This is a genomic window from Streptomyces sp. NPDC002851, assembly GCF_053591935.1.
In genome coordinates this window covers 167,667-186,379 of record NZ_JBSFUT010000006.1, presented here as the reverse complement: position 1 = coordinate 186,379, position 18,713 = coordinate 167,667, and the positions used below count along the sequence as shown (strand labels likewise).

Sequence of the window (18,713 nt, the reverse complement as noted above, 5' to 3'; positions counted from 1 at the left end):
GAGGTCGTCACCTGTTGAACCGGTGACGACATGACACCAGGAACAGGAGAGCGCATGGGCGAGATCCGCGATATCGATGTCGTCGTCTTCGACGTCCTCGGCACCCTGGTCGACGAACCCGGTGGCCTGCGAGCGGAAATCCGCACCGCGTTGCCCGCGTCGCTCGACGACGCGTCGTCCGTCGACGTGTTGCTCACCACCTGGCAGCGGCATCGCGAGCGCGAGGAGGAACGCATTCGGCAAGGCCATCGTGCGTACGTCAACACCGAGACCATCGACGCGGAGGCCGCTCAGATGGTGGCCGACCAGGCCGGAATCACCGATCCCGCGGCCATCGCCCGCCTGGCCACGGCCAGTCGGCGCCTGCCGCCCTGGGGCGACTCGGTCACCGGTCTCGAGCGGCTCGCCGAGCATCTCCCCGTACTCGGGCTCTCCCACGCCGGCCGTACCACTCTGCTGCGACTCAACGCATACGCCGGGCTGCGCTGGCACACAGCCTTGTCCGCGGAAGCCGTTCGCGCGTACAAGCCCGCGCCGGAGGTCTACCGACTCGCCCTCGACACCGCCGGATGCCCAGCAGAACGCGTCCTCATGGTGGCCGCCCACGCCTGGGACCTTCGCGGAGCCCGGGCGAGCGGCATGCGGACCGCCTACGTCCAGCGGCCGGTCGGGGATCCGCCGACGAACTCGGACGTCTTCGACGGGCGGTTCAACGGACTCGACGAACTGGTCGCCGCGCTGTCGAAGAGTCAGCCGGGCGTCAGAGCAAGTCCTCGATGGTGATGGGCAGTTTGCGGATCCGGCGCCCCGTGGCGTGATGGATCGCGTTCGCGATCGCCGCGGCCGCGCCCACCTGGCCGACCTCCCCAACTCCCTTGACGCCAAGTGGATTGACCACCTTGTCCTCCACCTCGATGATCTCGACGTCGACCTCGGGGGCGTCGGCGTTCACCGGGACCAGGTAGTCGCCCAGGCTGGAGGCCACCCAGCTCCCGCGCCGCGGATCCATGTAGTTCGCTTCCAACAGAGCCTGGCCGAGGCCCCAGAGCATGCCGCCCATGAGCTGGCTCCGGGAGGTCTTGGCGTTGAGTACCCGGCCGGGGGCGAAGGCGCCGACCATCCGGCGGACCCGGGCGAGGCCGAGCTCGGGGTCGACGGCGACCTCGGCGAACTGGGCGCCGAAGGTCATCATCCCGTAGTTGGCGGTCTGAGGGTCGGGGGTCCAGGCCCCCATGGCCTCGGTGTCGGGCAGGAAGTTGCGGTGGAGCAGGTCGCTGTACGGCTCGCCGGTTTCCGGCCGCTCGCGCAGCATCATGCGGCCGTCCCGCACCGTCACGGCGGCGGGGTCGGCGCCGTGCAGGGGTGACTCGGCGTCGGAGACGGCCAGGGCGATCAGTTGGTCGCGCAGGTTGACGGCGGCGGTGTGGACCGCGGCGCTGATCATGCCCGCCCCCGACGAGCCGACCGCCGCGGCGATGGAGGGCAGCGTGGTGTCGCCGCCCTCGAAACGGCACCGCTCCATGGGGACACCGAGGGCGTCGGCGGCGACCTGCGTCATCACGGTCGCGACACCCGTGCCGAAGTCGGGCGTGGCGGCCTGGACGACGGCGGTCCCGTCCGCGTACAGGCGGGCCCGGGCGCGCTGGGGGTTGTTCGGCCCGTAGACGGGGTAGCCCGCGTTCGCCATGCCGTAGCCGATGAGCCAGTTGCCGTCGCGCTGCGCACCGAGTTCGGGGCTGCGGCGGTGCCAGCCGAAGCGTTCGGCGCCGCGCTCGTAGCACTCCTTCAGGCCGCTGCTGGACCAGGGATGGCCCGTATTGGGGTCGGTGTCGGTGTAGTTGCGCAGCCGGAGCTCGATGGGGTCCATGCCGAGCTCGTGGGCGAGTTCGTCCATGCTGCATTCGAGGGCGAACATGCCGGATGCCTCGCCGGGGGCCCGCATGAACGTGGGCGTCATGGTGTTGGCGCGGAACAGCCGGTATACGCCTTCGTAGTTGGGACAGGCGTACATCTGGGAGGCCGCACCGAGCGACGGCTCGGCCCAGTCGTCGAAGTGCGAGGTGGGCGAGAGCTTGTGGTGCCGCAGCGCGGTCAGGCGGCCCTCACTGGTGGCGCCGAGGGTGACCTGCTGCTCCTGCTCCTCCCGGTGGCCGACGGAAGTGAACATCTGCTCGCGGGTGAGCGTCAGCCGGACCGGGCACCCCACCTCGCGCGCGGCGAGGGCGGCCATCGCGGGGTGCGCCCAGATCATCGCCTTGCAGCCGAAGCTGCCGCCCACGAAGTGGGAGATCACCCGGACCTTCGAGGGGGTCAGGCCGAGAAGGGCGGCGACGGTGAGCTGCGTGGCGGCCACGCCCTGGGTGGCGTCGTAGAGGGTGAGCTGGTCGCCGTCCCACATCGCGGTGGTGGCGGAGGGCTCGATCGGATTGTGGTTGTTGGCGGCGAAGGTGTACGTCGCGTCGGTGCGCACCGCGGCCTGCGCGAGACCGGCCTCGATGTCGCCGCGCTCGTTCCGCCCGGGGACGAAGCCCGCGAAGATCGCCTCCGGCTCGTACGCCTGGTCGCGCCCCTGGTCAAGCGTCGTGACCGGGGCCGACTCCTCGTAGTCGACGCGGACGAGCGCGACGCCGTGCTGCGCACGCTCCAACGTGTCGGCGACCACGATGGCCACGGGCTGGCCCGCATAGTGCACGACCTCGTCCTGCAACGGGAAGAACGTCTGCCCCGGGGCGGGCATCCCGGCGAGCGACGGGAGCAGCGGCGGCTGGGCGGCGATGCGCGGCAGGTTCTCGTGGGTGAGGACCGCGCGCACCCCGTGGGCCTGTAGCGCCTCGCTGGTGTCGATCCGCGTGATGCGCCCGCTGGGCACGTGTGCGCCGACCACGAGGGCGTACGCCATGCCCTCCATCGGTACGTCGGCCGTATAGCGTGCGCCGCCGGTGACCTTGTGGCGGCCGTCGACCCGGTCGGCGGGGGCTCCGATCGCGACTGCGGTGCTCATCGGCTCTCCGTACTGGTCTGCGTACTGGTGAAGTCCTGGCTGGTGAGGGTCTGCAGGGCGCGGACGATGGTCCGCTGGGCCAGCTCGACCTTGAACGCGTTGAGCGGTGCGGTACGGGCGTCGGCGAGTTCCTCACGGGCGGCCCGCGCGAAGGTGCCGGAGTCGGCCGGTGCCCCGCGCAGCACCTCCTCGGCGCGCCGGGCCCGCCACGGTTTGGTGGCCACGCCGCCGAGCGCGAGCCGTACGTCGCTGATGATGCCGTCGGCCACGGTCACCGCCGCCGCCACGGAGGCGAGCGCGAACTCGTACGACTCTCGGTCCCGGACCTTCAGATAGAGGGAGTTGCGGGCCAGGGGCGTGCCGGGGATCTCGATGCCGACCACCAGTTCCCCGTGCTCGATGGGGTGCTCCAGGTGGGGCGTATGCCCGGGCAGCAGGAAGAAGTCGTCGATCGTGTACACGCGTCGGCCCTGCAGCCCCTCGGTGTGGATGCGGGCATCCTGCGCCGTCAGGGCCACGGCCACGTCCGAGGGGTGGGTGGCGATGCAGTCGTCGCTGACGCCGAGCACGGCGTGGCCGCGGTTGAATCCGTCGAGGGCGCTGCAACCGCTGCCCGGCTCCCGCTTGTTGCACGCCGACGCGCCGTCACGGAAGTACCCGCAGCGCACCCGCTGCATCATGTTGCCGCCCATGCTGGCCATGTGCCGCAACTGCGCCGAGGCCCCCCGTTCCAGGGCTTCGGCGATCATCGGGAACCGCTCGCGTACGCCGGGAGCCTCGGCCACATCGCTCATGCGCGCGAGGGCGCCGATATACAGGCCGCCGTCCGGCCGGTCCTCGATCTCGGTGAGGGGCAGGTCATTGATGTCCACGAGCCGCCGCGGCAGCAGGACGTTCTGGCGCAGCAGGTCCACCTCGGTCGTCCCACCGGCCAGGAAATCGCTGGTGGGGTCGGAGGCAACCGTCGCCACGGCCTCGGCGACGGCGCTGGCGCGGGAGTAGCTGATAGGCCGCATGGAGGGTTCTCCCTGTTTCCCTAGGACTGGTCACGCACGGCACAGATCGCGGCGCGGATGTTCGGGTAGGCGGCACACCGGCAGATGTTGCCGCTCATCCCTTCGCGGATCTCGGCATCATCACGAGCGTGGCCTTCCTTCAGGAGCGCCGCGGCCGACATGATCTGGCCGGGTGTGCAGTAGCCGCACTGGAAGGCGTCCTGCTCGACGAACGCGGCCTGCATCGCGTCGAGTTCGTCGCCCTCGGCGAGGCCCTCGATGGTGGTGATCTCGCGTCCCTCGCAGGAGATGGCGAGGGTGAGACACGCCAGGACCCGGCGGTCGTCCACCCACACCGTGCAGGCACCACAGGTGCCCTGATCACAGCCCTTCTTCGCGCCCGTCAGATGCAGGCGCTCACGCAGTGCGTCGAGCAGACTCACCCGTGGCTCGATGGCGCAGACGTGCTCGACGCCGTTGACCGACAACGTGACATCAACCGGGCCGGGACCCCGCTCAAAGAGAACGGCGGCCTCGGCCACGTGGGAGGGAACATGGGGAACATGCGAAGCGGACACCGGTCGACCTCCTAGCCCGTGTCCCTTCATCGTGTTGCAGGACCGGGCCCCTCGCCAGCCGAGACCCACGTCGCGCCACTCGGGGGAACAACAGGGGGAACATCAGGGGACGTCAGGGAACAGCCCCGGCATCCGCGGGAACCGCAGGTCAGCGCCCCTTCTCGGCCGGCTCCAGAATCGCCACGCACTCCAAATGATGCGTCATCGGGAAAAGATCGAACGCCCGCAGCGTCCGCACCCGGTACCCCCCGTCCCGGAAGTAGCCCAAGTCCCGTGCGAGGGCTGCCGGATCGCAGGCCACGTAGGCGATGCGGCGGGCGCCCAGTTCCGTCAGGTGCTGCACCGTCTGGCGGCCCGCGCCCGCGCGGGGCGGGTCGAGGACGATCAGGTCGACGTCGGTGATGCCGGTGCGGGGCAGGACGGACTCGACCTTGCCCTGTTCGATGCGGACCCGGTCGAAGTCCCGCAGGTTGTGCCGGGCGTCCTCGACCGCGCGCTTGCCGGACTCGATGCCGAGGACCGCGCCCTGCTCGCCGATCCGGTCCGCGAGGGCGCCCGCGAACAGGCCGACGCCGCAGTACAGGTCGAGCGCCATGTCACCCTTGCGCGGCAGCAGGCCCTGCATGACCGCCGTGACCAGGGTGTCCGCGGCCTTCGGGTGGACCTGCCAGAAGCCGCCGTTGCCGACGCGGTACGTACGGCCGTCGGCGCGCTCGCGGACGAAGGGGCGGCCGTGGACCCGGTGCACGCCGCCGTCCTTCTCCTCCACCCGCAACACCGAGACCGGGCGGTCGAGTTCGACGATCGGCAGGCGCTCGCCGGGGCGAGGCGTGAGGATGACCTGGCGGTCCTGGGAGCCCGTCGCCGCGATCGCCTCGATGGACGCCATGCCGGGCCACTCGCGCCGCTCGATGCCGAGTTCGGAGACCCCGGGGGCCGCGATCAGGCAGTGGTCGATCGGTTCCACCTCGTGCGAGCGGTGGCGGCGCAGACCGGCCTGCCCCGTCTCCGGGTCGACCGCGTACTGCACGCGGGTGCGCCAGGCGGGCACCTCGCCCGCGGGCAGCTTGTCGCCCTCGGCCGGCATGACCGTGCCGTCCCAGCCGGCCTCCTCGGGGGTCAGCCCCGCGAGCCGCTGCAACTGCTCGGCGAGCACCTCGCCCTTGAGGCGGCGCTGGGCGCCCGGCTTGACGTGCTGCCAGTCGCAGCCGCCGCAGCGCCCCGGCCCGGCGAACGGGCAGGGCGCCTCGATCCGGTCCTTGGCGGGCTCCAGAATCTCCACCGCGTCGGCGCGCAGGAACCGGGAGTCCTCCTCGCCCTCCGTCACGCGCGCGACGACCCGCTCACCGGGCAGCGTGTGACGTACGAAGAGGACGCGGCCCTCGGACGTACGGGCGATGCAGTGGCCGCCGTGGGCGACGGGGCCGACCTCGACCTCGTACTCCACCCCGACCAGCGAGTTCTTCGGTTCTGCCTGCATGGCGGGATGGCTCCAAGCGATCAAGGGTGACGGGCCGGACAACAGCCCACCAGTCTACGTGCGCCCGAACCGCCCGCCGCCCGCCGCCCGCCGCCCGCGGGGACGGACACCCCGCGCGCCGGACCCGTGTCCCGGCCCGGCCCGGCGCCTCAGCTCTTGCTGTCGCCCGCCGCCCCCGCCTTCTGCTTCCTGCCGTGACCGCCCTCGACCAGGCCCCGCCGCACCGAACCCGGGGCGCTCCACTCGGCGCGCTTGCCCGCGCGCTTCTTCGCGATCTCGGAGGACCGCAGCTGGTACGGCACCGACGTCACCATCACGCCCGGCGTGAAGAGCAGCCGCCCCTTGAGGCGCAGGGCGCTCTGGTTGTGCAGCAGCTGCTCGTACCAGTGGCCGACCACGTACTCCGGAATGATCACGCTGACCGCGTCCCGCGGCGACTCGCGCCGCAGGCTCTTCACGTACTCGACGACGGGGCGGGTGATCTCCCGGTACGGGGAGTCGAGGACCTTCAGCGGGACGGTGATGTTCCGCCGGTCCCAGTCCTCGCGCAGAGCCTGGGTCTCGTCCGGGTCGACATTGATGCTGAGCGCCTCCAGACGGTCCGAGCGCATCAGCTTGGCGTACGCGAGGGCGCGCAGCGTCGGCCGGTGCAGCTTGGAGACCAGGACGATGGAGTGCACCCGGGACGGCCGGGCGGTGTCGTCCGAGGGGCCCTCGGGGGCGGCGATCTCCTCGGCCACCCGGTCGTAGTGGCGGCGGATCGCACTCATCGTGACGTAGAAGATCACCATGCCGAGCAGCGCCACCCAGGCGCCGTGCGTGAACTTGGTGACGAAGACGACCACGAGCACGAGCCCGGTGAAGAAGGCGCCGAAGGTGTTGATGGCCCGCGAGCGCATCATCTTGCGGCGCTTGGCCGGGTCCTTCTCGGTGCGCAGGTGACGGTTCCAGTGCCGCACCATGCCGGTCTGGCTGAGCGTGAACGAGACGAAGACGCCGACGATGTAGAGCTGGATCAAGCGTGTCGTGTCGGCCTCGTAGATCCACACGAGCAGGATCGCGGCGCCCGCGAGCAGCACGATGCCGTTGGAGAACGTGAGCCGGTCGCCGCGGGTGTGCAGCTGGCGCGGCAGATAGCGGTCCTGCGCGAGGATCGAGCCGAGCAGCGGAAAGCCGTTGTACGCGGTGTTGGCGGCGAGGAAGAGTACGAGCGCCGTAGCCGCCGCGAGCAGCACGAAGAAGAAGGTGCCCTGCCCGAAGACCGCCGCCGCGACCTGCGAGATCACCGGATCCTGGACATAGCCGGAGCCGACCGGCTCGCCGTCCCGGATCAGGTCCTTCGCGGGGTTCTCGGCCATCCGTACGTCAGTGGCGAGGGCGAGCGCGATGACGCCGCAGAACATGGTGACCGCGATGCCGCCCATCAGGGCGAGCGTCGTCGCGGCGTTCTTGCTCTTCGGCTTGCGGAAGGCGGGCACGCCATTGCTGATCGCCTCGACGCCGGTGAGCGCGGCACAGCCGGAGGAGAAGGCCCGAAGCAGCAGGAAGACGAGCGCGAATCCGGCGATGCCCTGGTGCTCCGGCTCGATATGCAGATCGGCGGTGGGCGCCTTCATGGAGTCGCCGAGGATCATGCTGCGGTAGGTGCCCCAGGCGATCAGCAGGAAGACACCGGAGACGAAAACGTACGTCGGTATGGCGAAGAGCCGCCCGGACTCCTTGACTCCGCGCAGGTTCATCAGCGTGAGCAGCACGATGACGGCGATCGCGGAGAACGTCTTGTGCTCCACGACGAAGGGGATCGCCGAACCCAGGTTCTCCACGCCGGAGGAAATGGACACGGCCACGGTCAGGACGTAGTCGACGAGCAGCGCGCTCGCCACGGTGAGTCCGGCCTTCGGGCCGAGGTTGGTGCCCGCGACCTCGTAGTCGCCGCCGCCGCTCGGATACGCGTGCACGTTCTGCCGGTACGACGCGACGACCGTAAACATCAGCACCACGACCGCGGCCGCGATCCAGGGGCTCATGGTGTACGCCGACACACCCGCGAGGGAGAGGACGAGGAGCACCTCTCCCGGCGCGTACGCCACCGACGACAGCGGGTCGGAGGCGAACACGGGGAGCGCGATGCGCTTGGGCAGGAGCGTTTCCGCCAACCGGTCGCTGCGCAGTGCGCGCCCGATGAGAATGCGTTTGGGCAGGTCGGTCAGTTTGGACACCCGAGGATCGTAAGGGTTCACTCGAAGGTGCACCGAAGCCACACCACGAACCGGATCGAGCCCGTCGCACCGGCCGCCGCACGGGGGTCCCGTCGGCCGACCGCGCGTGTGTAGCTTGGGCGGCGGTCTGAGACCCTGTGAGGGCCGAGCGGACGCGACGCCACATCCCGCGCCGGACCCGTATCGGCCGACGTAGTCACGTATCAGAACGCTTGAAGCCGGAAGGACGGTCGTGCACATCGTCATCATGGGCTGCGGACGCGTGGGTGCCGCACTCGCGCAGGCCCTGGAGCAGCAGGGGCATACGGTCGCCGTGGTCGACCGGGACCCCACCGCCTTCCGCCGCCTGGGCGCCGGCTTCGGCGGGCGCCGCGTCACCGGAATCGGCTTCGACCAGGACACCCTGCGGGAAGCGGGCATCGAGGAGGCCGGCGCCTTCGCGGCGGTCAGCAGCGGCGACAACTCGAACATCATCGCCGCCCGGGTGGCCCGCGAGATGTTCGGCATCGAGAACGTCGCGGCCCGGATCTACGACCCGCGCCGCGCCGAGGTCTACCAGCGCCTGGGCATCCCGACCGTGGCCACGGTCCGCTGGACCGCCGACCAGATGCTGCGCCGGCTGCTGCCCTCGGGCGCGGAGCCGCTGTGGCGGGACCCGAGCGGCGGGGTGCAGCTCGCGGAGGTGCACACGGACAGCGCCTGGATCGGGCACAAGATCAGCAGGCTCCAGGAGGAGACCGGCGTCCGCGTCGCCTTCCTCACCCGCCTGGGCGAGGCGATCCTGCCGACCTCGCAGACGGTGCTCCAGGAGGGCGACCTGGTGCACGTGATGATGCGCACCGACGAGATCGAGAAGGTCGAGGCGGCGTTCGCCGAAGGTCCTGAGGAGGGCGGTCACCGATGAGGGTCGCCATTGCCGGAGCGGGCGCGGTGGGCCGGTCCATCGCCGGGGAGCTCCTGGAGAACGGGCACGAGGTGCTCCTGATCGACAAGGCCCCGACCGCCATCTCGGTGGAGCGGGTGCCGCAGGCGGAGTGGCTGCTCGCCGACGCCTGCGAGATCACGTCCCTGGACGAGGCGGCGCTGCAGCGCTGCAATGTCGTGATCGCCGCGACGGGCGACGACAAGGTGAACCTGGTCGTCTCGCTGCTCGCGAAGACGGAGTACGGCGTCCCGCGTGTCGTCGCCCGTGTCAACAACCCCAAGAACGAGTGGCTGTTCAACGAGTCCTGGGGCGTCGATGTCGCGGTCTCCACGCCGCGCCTGATGTCGGCCCTGGTCGAGGAGGCGGTCAGCGTCGGCGACCTGGTCCGGCTGCTCCGCTTCAGCCACGGCGACGCGAACCTGGTGGAGCTGACGCTGCCGCCCGAGTCGGCGCTCGCGGGCACCAGGATCGGGGACATCGAGTGGCCCGCGGACACCTCGCTGGTCACCATCATCCGCGGCACCCGGGTCCTCTCCCCCACGGTCGAGGACTCCCTCGAGGCGGGCGACGAACTCCTCTTCGTGGCCGCGCAGGCCCGCGAGGAGCAGCTTGAGGAACTCCTGTCGGTGCGCCGGGAGGAAGCGGCGGGCTGAGCGTCGCCGAGTGCGCAACGGACGACCTGGGGTGCCCCGGCTCGGGGGCACCTAGGGCTGGCCGAGCGCCGCCTCAGGGCTTGCGGTGCCGAGCTCCCGTCTCCCCTTCGGCAAGCCGCTGCAGCGTCTCGTCGACGACCGGCTGCATCGCCTCGGAGAACTGCGCCTCCGTCTCAGCCGCCCGCGTCCGCTCGGCCTTTGCCGCCTTTTCGGCGGCCTCCGCCGCCTCCATCTCCGCGAACACATCGATCGGCGCCGGTGCCTTCGCGAGGAAGATCCAGGTCAGCCAGACCGCGAGCAGGAACGGCGGAATCTTCAGGGCGACGAGGACCCACCCGAGCTGCGTGGTGTCCGCCCACAAGTAGAGCGGGAAGAGGATCGCGCACTTGGCGAGCAGGATCAGGCCCCAGGCCCAACTGGCCTTGGCATAGGCCTTCTTGCGGCCGGGGTTACGGGTGCGCCAGGACAGGTTCTCCTTGAACACCGGCCCGAGGATCAGCCCGATCAGCGGCACCCCGGCCAGCGTGGTCACGATGTAGGCGATGGCGAGCCCCAACGTGTAGAGCATGCCCGGCAGATAGAAGTCCTTGGCGTTGCCGGTCATCATCGCGAAGACCACACCGAAGGCCACGCCGAAGACGCCGCTGAAGGCGTGCTTGACGGTGTCCCGCATGATCAGGCGGACGACGACGCACACCAGGGCCACCCCGAGCGCGGCGAGCGCGGAGAGGTGCAGGTCCTTGTTGATCGTGTAGATCGTCACGAACAGGAGGCCGGGGAGAACGGTCTCCACCATGCCCCGCAGTCCGCCGAACGCCTCGAAGAGCGCGGCCTCCGTCACGGTCTTCACACCGGCGTCGGGCCCCTCGGCCTGACCGGGCGCGGTGTGGTGGTCGGTCGGCTTGTCGGCAGACGTCACCGGCTACTCCCGTCCGAGCGGTCTGAGTTCGTACTTGGGGTTGAACAGCACCCGGCGTCCCCGGCTCAGCGAGATCCGGCCCGATGCGATCAGCTTGCGCCCCGGTTCTATCCCCACGATGGAGCGCCGGCCGAGCCACACCACGTCAAGGGCGGCACTGCCGTCGAACAGCTCGGCCTCCAGGGCCGGGACGCCCGCGCGTGGGCGCAGAGTGACCGTGCGCAAGGTACCAGTAACCGTGACTATCTCTCGATCCTGGCAGTCCCCGATGCGGGTACATCCGGCTGTCGCGGCGTCCTCACGGAGCTCCTCGGACTCCAGCTCCTCCTGGGTCGAGGACAGCCGGCCGAGGAGCCGCTTGAACCGGCCCACCGGCTTTTCGGAACGAGGAACCTCACTCATACAGGAAGCGTACCGGGGACCACCGACACCGTCCGTGGCCAGTGTCTCCGCCCGCATCACCGCGCACTTCACCACGCACTTCGCCGCTGGACGCACCGCTCGAACGCGCCGCCCTCACCGCTCGAAGCGGTACCCCATCCCCGGCTCCGTGATGAAGTGCCGCGGGTGCGAGGGGTCGCCCTCCAGCTTCCGGCGCAGCTGGGCCATGTAGACCCGCAGATAGTTGGTCTCCGTCCCGTACGACGGCCCCCAGACCTCCTGGAGCAGCTGTCTCTGGGAGACGAGGCGTCCCGTATTGCGTACGAGCACTTCGAGCAGGTGCCACTCCGTGGGGGTCAGCCGTACGTCGCGCCCGTCGCGGTGGACCTTCTTGGCGGCCAGGTCCACGGTGAAGTCGCCGGTGTCGACGACGACCTCGTCCTCCTCGCCGTCCCCGACCGGTTCGGCGCGGCGGACGGCGGCGCGCAGCCGGGCGAGCAGCTCGTCCATGCCGAAGGGCTTGGTGACGTAGTCGTCCGCGCCCGCGTCCAGGGCCTCGACCTTCTCGTCCGAGCTGTGCCGGGCGGAGAGCACCAGGATCGGCACCCGGGTCCAGCCGCGGATGCCCTTGATGACGTCGACGCCGTCCATGTCGGGCAGCCCCAGGTCGAGCACGATCACGTCGGGGTGGCGCGCGGCGGTGAGCTGGAGGGCGGAGGCGCCGTCGGAGGCCGCGTCCACCTCGTACTTGCGCGCCTTCAGGTTGATCACGAGGGCGCGTACGATCTGCGGCTCGTCGTCGACCACGAGCACCCGGGTCATGTTGGGCTGCCTTTCTGCTGAGCCGGCCCGCGCGGCGGCTGCCGCCGGGGCCGGATGGGTCGCGGTCACGAGGTGACCTGGGCGGGGAGGTCCGGTGCGGGCCGGTCCTGGTCTCCTGCGGCCCGCAGTACGAGGATCATGGTGAGGCCGCCGCCGGGGGTGTCCTCGGCGGCCAGGGTGCCGCCCATCGCCTCGACGAAGCCCCTGGCGACCGCGAGGCCGAGCCCGACGCCCGCCCCGCGCGGAGCGTCGCCGTACCGCTGGAAGGGCGCGAAGATACGGTCCTTCGCCTCGTCCGGGACGCCGGGTCCGCGGTCCACGACCCGCAGTTCGACCCGGTTGCCGAGCGCGCTCGCGTGCACCGTGACGGGGACGCCGTCGGGACTGTACTTGACGGCGTTCTCCACGATGTTGGCGACGGCCCGCTCCAGCAGCCCCTTGTCGACCTCGACCATCGGCAGCGTCTCGGGGATGTCGAGTTCGACGCTGCCCTCGGGCACGCCGCCGAGCGCCATCGGCACCACTTCGTCGAGGTCGATGCCGCGGATCAGTGGCATCACGGTGCCGGTCTGCAGGCGTGACATGTCGAGCAGATTGCCGACCAGGTGGTCCAGGCGGTCGGCGCCGTCCTCGATGCCCTCGAGGAGTTCGGCCTGGTCGGCCTCGGACCACTCGACGTCCTCGGAGCGGAGCGAGCTGACGGACGCCTTGATCGCGGCGAGCGGGGTGCGCAGGTCGTGGCTGACGGCGGCGAGCAGCGCGGTCCGGATGCGGTTGCCCTCGGCCAGGGCGCGGGCCTGCTCGGCCTCGCTGCGCAGCCGCTGGCGGTCGAGGACGACGGCGGCGTGCGCGGCGAACGCCCCGAGCACGCGGCGGTCCTCGGCGGGCAGCACACGGCCGGAGAGGGCCAGGGCCATGTGGTCGCCCACGGGCATCTCCACATCGGCGTCCTCGGGGCGGCCGAGGGGCGTGGGTCCGACGCTGGCGGTGCGGGTCCACGGCTCGACGTCGCTGGAGCGTTCAAGGAGCGCCACGGACTCCATGTTGAAGGTCTCCCGGACCCGTTCGAGGACGGCGTCCAGAGTCGTCTCGCCGCGCAGCACGCTGCCCGCGAGGAACGAGAGGATCTCCGACTCGGCGCGCAATCGGGCCGCCTGGTGGGTGCGCCGGGCCGCGAGGTCGACCACCGAGGCGACCGCCACCGCGACGCCCACGAACACCACGATCGCGACGATGTTCCGGGAGTCGGCGATCCCCCACAGGTGGTACGGCGGTGTGAAGAAGTAGTTCAGGAGCAGCGACCCGACGGCCGCCGAGGCGAGCGCCGGCCGCAGGCCGCCGAGCAGGGCCGACGCCACGGTGAGCGCCAGGAACAGCAGCATGTCGTTGGCGAGACCGAGGTCGGTGTCGATGTGGGTGAGCAGGAACGTCATCAGGGCCGGTCCGGCCAGGCCGGTGAGCCAGCCCCACACCATCCGGGACGTCCCGAGCCGGGCGCCGCGCGCCACCGGCAGGCCGCGGCCCTTGCCCATCGCCGAGTGGGTCACCAGGTGCACATCGAGGTCGGGCCCCGACTCGCGGGCCACTGTGGCGCTGACGCCGGGTCCGAAGATGTACTGCCAGGGTCTGCGCCGGGAGACGCCGAGGACGATCTGCGTGGCGTTCACGCCGCGCGCGAACTCGAGCAGCGCCGCCGGTATGTCGTCGCCGACGACGTGGTGGAAGGTGCCGCCCAGGTCCTCGACGAGGGTGCGCTGGACGGCCAGCTCCTTCGGGGACGCGGAGGTCAGGCCGTCGCTGCGGGAGATGTACACGGCGAGGAGCTCGCTGCCGGAGCCCTTGGTGGCCATCCGGGCGGCGCGGCGGATCAGGGTGCGGCCCTCGGGCCCGCCGGTGAGGCCGATGACGATCCGCTCGCGGGCCTGCCAGGTGGAGCGGATGTTGTGCTCGCCCCGGTACTGCTGGAGATACGCGTCGACCCGGTCGGCGGTCCACAGCAGCGCGAGCTCGCGCAGCGCGGTGAGGTTGCCGGGCCGGAAGTAGTTCGACAGGGCCGCGTCGACCTTGTCGGCCTGGTAGATGTTGCCGTGCGCCATCCGGCGCCGCAGCGCCTGGGGCGACATGTCGACCAGCTCGATCTGGTCGGCGCGGCGCACCACCTCGTCCGGTACGGTCTCCCGCTGCCGTACGCCCGTTATCGACTCGACGACGTCGCCGAGGGACTCCAGGTGCTGGATGTTGACGGTCGAGATGACGTCGATCCCGGCGGCGAGCAGCTCCTCGACGTCCTGCCAGCGCTTGCCGTTGCGCGAGCCGGGCACGCTGGTGTGCGCCAGCTCGTCGACCAGGGCCACGGCCGGGCGGCGGGCGAGCACCGCGTCGACGTCCATCTCGGAGAAGACGGCGCCGCGGTACTCCAGCTGCTTGCGCGGCACCTGTTCCAGGCCGTGCAGGAGCACTTCGGTACGGGGGCGGCCGTGTGGCTCCACGAAGCCGACCACGCAGTCGGTGCCCCGCTCCACACGGCGGTGCGCCTCGGCGAGCATGGCGTAGGTCTTGCCCACGCCCGGTGCCGCCCCGAGGTAAATGCGTAGTTTGCCGCGTCCCATGGCCCCAGTATCTTCCGTCAGCCGCCCGGCAGACTCGCCGTGCACCTGCGTAGGACCTTACGGCCAGGATTTCCGGCATAACGGACGAGGGGGGCCTCTCCCGGCGCCTTTGACGCGATTCTGATGGGCCACGGCCACGGCCACGGCGGGGGCTGCCCGCGTACGCGGAAGGGCCGCACCCTACAGCGCGGGGTGCGGCCCTCCCGTAGACCTCTCGACGAAGGCGGGGACGAGGCGCTCAGCGCACCTCGGTGATCTCGGGTCCGCGGGCGAGCCGGGCCATGCCGCCGGCGAAGCGGGAGCCCTCCTCGCTCTCCTGGGAGCCCTCGGCCACCATCTGGGCGTCCTCGGGAAGCTTGAGCACGATCGGGTCGCGCGGCGCCATCGGGGCCTCGCCACGCACCACCACGGTGTCCAGGAAGATCTGCTCGAGCAGCCCCGCGGCCTCCGGCTGCACCGCGCCCTGGCCGGAGATGACGCCGCGCAGGAACCAGCGCGGCCCGTCCACGCCGACGAACCGGACGACCTGCACGCCGCCGGTGCCGTCCGGCAGCTGCACCGGAACCTGGGCGCGCAGCTCCCAGCCGAGGGGGCCCTCGACCTCGTCGATGACGCCGCCCTGCTGGGTGATGCCGGAGGCGATCTCGGCACGCACCTCGCCCCAGATGCCCTCCTTCTTGGGGGCGGCGAAGGCCTGCAGCTGGATCGCGCTCTCCTTCAGTACGACGGTGGCCGCGACGATCGCGTCACCGGCGACCTCCACGCGCAGCTCCATGCCCTCGACCCCGGGGACGAAAATGCCGCCCAGGTCGACCCGGCCCTCGCCGGGCTCGCGCACCTCGGAGATGTCCCACGGGCCGTCGGGCCGTGGCGCCGGCGGCAGGCTGACCCGCGCCGACTCACCGGCCGTCGCGTCCGCCCCGGCTTCGTCACCCTCTGGGGCGTCCGTGCCCTCGACGACCTGCTCGGCCTGGCTCGCCGCATCCGCCGCGCTGTCCGCGCCGTTGACGGAGTCCCTCTTCTTGCGACGTCCGAACACGTCACTGTCCTTCCCGGTCGGCTACGACCGAAGCGTATCGATTCCCGCCCTGCTGCCCACCCGAGCCGCCTGCCACGGCCGCGTGACCGCCGGTGGACCCGAAGCCCCCCGCGGCCCGCGCCGAGTCGGGAAGCTCCGTGACCTCGCGGAAGCGCACCTTCTCGACCTGCTGGACGACCAGTTGGGCAATCCGGTCGAAGCGTTCGAACCGCACGACTTCGCGCGGGTCGAGGTTCACCACGATCACCTTGATCTCTCCACGGTACCCGGCATCCACCGTCCCCGGGGCATTCACGAGAGCGACGCCGCAGCGGGCGGCGAGCCCGGACCGTGGGTGCACGAAGGCCGCGTACCCCTCCGGCAGCGCGATGGACACCCCGGTGGGCAGCACCACGCGCTCCCCGGGGGCGAGCTCGGCGGCCTCGGTGGTACGCAGATCGGCGCCCGCGTCGCCGGGGTGCGCATAGTGCGGAAGCGGTACGTCCGGGTCCACGCGCCGGATGCGGACGTCCACAGGCTCACGCGTCACGGGTTCACCTCGAAGGCACGGGCACGCCGGAGCTGGTCCGGATCGCTCATGGCCGCCTGGATCTCCTCCTCGCGACCGTTGTCGATGAAGTGGTCGACCTTGACCTCGATGAAGAGGGCGTCGGCGCGCACCGCGACCGGCCCGTCGGGCCCGCCGATCCGGCCGGTGGCGGTCGAGTAGATCTTGCGCCCGGCGACCGCCGTGACCTCGGCCTGCAGGTGCAGCACGGTGCCGACCGGCACCGGGCGTACGAAGTCGGTCTCGAGGCGTCCGGTCACCGCGATGGCCCGGAGCAGCCAGTTCAGGGAGCCGAGGGTCTCGTCGAGCGCGGTGGCGAGCACCCCGCCGTGGGCCAGGCCCGGCGCCCCCTGATGCTCCGGCTTCACCGTGAACTCGGCGGTGAGCGCGACGCCTTCGCCGGCCCGCGCCGCCAGGTGCAGCCCGTGCGACTGGCCGTGGCCGCAGCCGAAACAGTGCTCGTAGTGCGCGCCGAGCAGCTCGCCGGGCGCCGGGGCGTCGGGATGCCGGACCGGAACGACGGCGTCGTCCGGGGGCGTCAACGATCGGGTTCGTCCACTCACAGGCGCAGACCTTACCTGCGCGACCACCGCGCGCGGGCACCGTGCCAAGCTTGGGGCATGCAGCCTCCCACCGAGAATGCCGCGAACGGCAAGGCCACGAAAGCGGCTGAACAGTACGACGAGCGCCTGACCGCACCCCGCTCATGGTGGGTCGTCACGGCCCTGGTGGGCATCGCCTGCGGACTGATCCTGCTGCCCCTTGGCCCCCTGCCGATGCTGGGCGGTCTGATCGGCGGTGCGGCGCTCACGGCGGTGGGCGTCAGCTCGTACGGCTCGGCCCGGATCCGTGTGGTGGCGGGCTCCCTCATCGCGGGCGAGGCCCGGCTGCCGTTGACGGCGCTCGGCGACGCGGAGGTCCTGGACGAGGCGGAGGCCCGCGCCTGGCGCACCCACAAGGCCGACCCCCGCGCCCACATGCTGCTGCGCAGCTACATCCCGACGGCCGTGCGCGTCCGCGTCACGGACCCGGAGGACCCGACGCCGTATCTGTACCTGTCGACGCGGCATCCGGAGGCGTTGGTGGCGGCGCTGGCTGTCGGCCCGTCCGGCGACCAAGGCGACTGAGAGGTACGACTGAGAGGTACGGCTGGCGCGAAAGAAACCAGCGTCAGCCCAGCCCAAGCGGCTCAGCAGGCTGCTCAAGCCGCGGCAGCCCGGCCAGCGTGTCCCACGGCACCTGCTGCTTCCGCAGGTCCCGCCGGACCTTCGCGGCCAGCTTCCCGGTGTCCCGCCGGTTCATCCACGCCCCGACGGCCGCGCCGACGAGGAAGGGCATCAGGTTCGGCAGGTTCCGCATGGTGCGCTTCACGATCTGCTGGCGCAGTTCGCGCTTCATCTGGCCGCCGAGCGCGGCGTTCAGGGTCGACGGCTTCGTCACGTCGATGCCGCGCTCCTCCGTCCAGGAGGTGAGGTAGACGGTGGTGCGCTCCTTGAGGTTGCCCTGCGGGCGGAGGCCGTAGACCTCGTGCAGCTCGGCGATGAGCTTCAGCTCGATCGCGGCGACGCCGACGACCTCGGCGGCGAGTTCCGCGGGCATCGCGGGCGGTACGGGCAGCATCGCGGCGGCGCCCACGCCCGCGCCGACCGTCGACGTGGCGTTCCGTGCGCCCGCCACCAGCTTGTCGGCGATCTGCTCGGGCCCGAGGCCCGGGAATTGGTTGCGCAGGGCGGCCAGGTCCCGCACGGGGATGCGCGGCGCGTTCTCGATGATCCGGTCGGCGAGCTGGCCGAGGCCGGCCTTCGCGCCGCGACCGCCCTTGCGTACGCCCGCCTTGACCGCAGTGAGCCGCCCGGCCTTGGCCGGGAGCGCGCTGCCGTCAGCGGCGCCTTCAGTGCTTTCGACAGAGCTTGTTGCTTCGAGCGAGGCCCGGGGACCTCGCTCGCCCTCACGCACGCCGTCGACCCGGCCGCCGTCCACGGGCGGGGGTTGGTCCCCGTCCATGGGCCGCTTCCGGAACAAGCGCTTCCGGGACGGGGTCGAGCCAGTCACGGCCGACCCGTCCTCAGTCGCAGTCGCGGCAGATCGGCTGGCCGTTCTTCTCGCGGGCCAGCTGGCTGCGGTGGTGCACCAGGAAGCAGCTCATGCACGTGAACTCGTCCTGCTGCTTGGGCAGGACCCGGACGGCCAGCTCCTCGTTCGAGAGGTCGGCGCCGGGCAGCTCCAGGCCTTCGGCGGCCTCGAACTCGTCGACGTCGACGTTCGAAGCCGACTTGTCATTCCGCCGGGCCTTCAGCTCCTCAATGCTGTCCTCATTGAGATCGTCATCGGTCTTGCGTGGGGTGTCGTAATCCGTTGCCATGTCGCTCTCCCCCTCCGGGTGTCTGCGGTGTCTCCAGCGCACGTAACGCGTGAGAGGCCGGACTTGTGCCCGACCCGAGGCGGAGATTTTGCCTCACATCAAGGTCTGTTACTCAATCGACACCCAACCGGACCCCCGAAGAGTGATCGGGTTGGATGGCGATCGGGACCGTACACGGTCCGT

The 18,713-nt window shown here is 71.1% G+C and carries 18 protein-coding genes; 4 read left to right on the top strand and 14 right to left on the bottom strand.

The annotated features are described in order from the left end of the window. Positions 1 to 54: 54 nt before the first annotated feature. Positions 55 to 783, top strand: a complete 729-nt coding sequence (locus ACWD10_RS09320; RefSeq protein WP_451088659.1) for a haloacid dehalogenase type II — start codon at positions 55 to 57, stop codon at positions 781 to 783. Here the strand turns inward: ACWD10_RS09320 and ACWD10_RS09315 are convergent. The 5 genes from ACWD10_RS09315 to ACWD10_RS09295 form a co-directional block, all read right to left on the bottom strand. After that, positions 761 to 3,001, bottom strand: coding sequence for a xanthine dehydrogenase family protein molybdopterin-binding subunit (locus ACWD10_RS09315; protein WP_451088657.1), 2,241 nt, complete (start codon positions 2,999 to 3,001; stop codon positions 761 to 763). The genes ACWD10_RS09320 and ACWD10_RS09315 overlap by 23 nt on opposite strands. Further along, positions 2,998 to 4,017, bottom strand: a complete 1,020-nt coding sequence (locus tag ACWD10_RS09310; RefSeq protein WP_451088655.1) for an FAD binding domain-containing protein — start codon at positions 4,015 to 4,017, stop codon at positions 2,998 to 3,000. Before ACWD10_RS09310 ends, ACWD10_RS09315 begins: the two co-directional genes overlap by 4 nt. Before the next feature lie 20 nt (positions 4,018 to 4,037). Continuing rightward, positions 4,038 to 4,574 (bottom strand): (2Fe-2S)-binding protein, encoded by a 537-nt coding sequence (locus ACWD10_RS09305; protein WP_451088653.1) that lies wholly within the window; start codon positions 4,572 to 4,574, stop codon positions 4,038 to 4,040. 148 nt (positions 4,575 to 4,722) lie between these two features. Then, the gene (locus ACWD10_RS09300; RefSeq protein WP_451088651.1) at positions 4,723 to 6,054 is read right to left on the bottom strand and encodes a class I SAM-dependent RNA methyltransferase; all 1,332 of its coding nucleotides are present in this window, start codon (positions 6,052 to 6,054) and stop codon (positions 4,723 to 4,725) included. A gap of 149 nt (positions 6,055 to 6,203) precedes the next feature. Further along, complete coding sequence (locus tag ACWD10_RS09295; protein ID WP_451088650.1) at positions 6,204 to 8,273, bottom strand: APC family permease; 2,070 nt, start codon at positions 8,271 to 8,273, stop codon at positions 6,204 to 6,206. Between the two features lie 232 nt (positions 8,274 to 8,505). Between ACWD10_RS09295 and ACWD10_RS09290 the strand changes: the two genes are divergently transcribed. Beyond that, positions 8,506 to 9,177 carry a potassium channel family protein gene (locus ACWD10_RS09290; protein ID WP_451088648.1) on the top strand — a complete coding sequence of 224 codons (672 nt, stop codon included), beginning with the start codon at positions 8,506 to 8,508 and terminating at the stop codon, positions 9,175 to 9,177. Further along, complete coding sequence (locus ACWD10_RS09285) at positions 9,174 to 9,851, top strand: potassium channel family protein (protein WP_451088646.1); 678 nt, start codon at positions 9,174 to 9,176, stop codon at positions 9,849 to 9,851. The genes ACWD10_RS09290 and ACWD10_RS09285 overlap by 4 nt, the downstream gene beginning before the upstream one ends. A gap of 73 nt (positions 9,852 to 9,924) precedes the next feature. Here ACWD10_RS09285 and ACWD10_RS09280 read toward each other — a convergent pair whose 3' ends face one another. The 7 genes from ACWD10_RS09280 to ACWD10_RS09250 form a co-directional block, all read right to left on the bottom strand. Beyond that, a complete protein-coding gene (locus ACWD10_RS09280; protein WP_451088644.1) occupies positions 9,925 to 10,770 on the bottom strand; it encodes a DUF3159 domain-containing protein in 846 nt (281 codons plus the stop codon). A 3-nt stretch (positions 10,771 to 10,773) separates the two neighbouring features. Further along, positions 10,774 to 11,172 (bottom strand): OB-fold nucleic acid binding domain-containing protein, encoded by a 399-nt coding sequence (locus ACWD10_RS09275; RefSeq protein ID WP_451088642.1) that lies wholly within the window; start codon positions 11,170 to 11,172, stop codon positions 10,774 to 10,776. Positions 11,173 to 11,286: 114 nt separating this feature from the next. Next, the gene (locus tag ACWD10_RS09270) at positions 11,287 to 11,973 is read right to left on the bottom strand and encodes a response regulator (protein WP_451088640.1); all 687 of its coding nucleotides are present in this window, start codon (positions 11,971 to 11,973) and stop codon (positions 11,287 to 11,289) included. A gap of 65 nt (positions 11,974 to 12,038) precedes the next feature. Beyond that, positions 12,039 to 14,582: an ATP-binding protein gene (locus ACWD10_RS09265; protein WP_451088638.1), complete on the bottom strand. Its 2,544-nt coding sequence runs from the start codon at positions 14,580 to 14,582 to the stop codon at positions 12,039 to 12,041. Between the two features lie 238 nt (positions 14,583 to 14,820). Further along, entirely contained in the window at positions 14,821 to 15,621 is an 801-nt protein-coding gene (locus ACWD10_RS09260) for a DUF3710 domain-containing protein (RefSeq protein ID WP_451088634.1), read from the bottom strand. Position 15,622: 1 nt separating this feature from the next. Continuing rightward, positions 15,623 to 16,150, bottom strand: coding sequence for a dUTP diphosphatase (dut, locus tag ACWD10_RS09255; protein WP_451088632.1), 528 nt, complete (start codon positions 16,148 to 16,150; stop codon positions 15,623 to 15,625). After that, positions 16,147 to 16,731, bottom strand: coding sequence for a PaaI family thioesterase (locus tag ACWD10_RS09250; RefSeq protein ID WP_451088630.1), 585 nt, complete (start codon positions 16,729 to 16,731; stop codon positions 16,147 to 16,149). Before ACWD10_RS09250 ends, dut begins: the two co-directional genes overlap by 4 nt. A gap of 57 nt (positions 16,732 to 16,788) precedes the next feature. Between ACWD10_RS09250 and ACWD10_RS09245 the strand changes: the two genes are divergently transcribed. After that, entirely contained in the window at positions 16,789 to 17,295 is a 507-nt protein-coding gene (locus ACWD10_RS09245; protein ID WP_451088628.1) for a DUF3093 domain-containing protein, read from the top strand. 43 nt (positions 17,296 to 17,338) lie between these two features. Here the strand turns inward: ACWD10_RS09245 and ACWD10_RS09240 are convergent, their stop codons facing one another. Beyond that, positions 17,339 to 18,220: a hypothetical protein gene (locus tag ACWD10_RS09240; protein WP_451088626.1), complete on the bottom strand. Its 882-nt coding sequence runs from the start codon at positions 18,218 to 18,220 to the stop codon at positions 17,339 to 17,341. Positions 18,221 to 18,233: 13 nt separating this feature from the next. Then, positions 18,234 to 18,530: a DUF4193 domain-containing protein gene (locus ACWD10_RS09235; RefSeq protein WP_451088624.1), complete on the bottom strand. Its 297-nt coding sequence runs from the start codon at positions 18,528 to 18,530 to the stop codon at positions 18,234 to 18,236. Between the last annotated feature and the right edge of the window lie 183 nt (positions 18,531 to 18,713).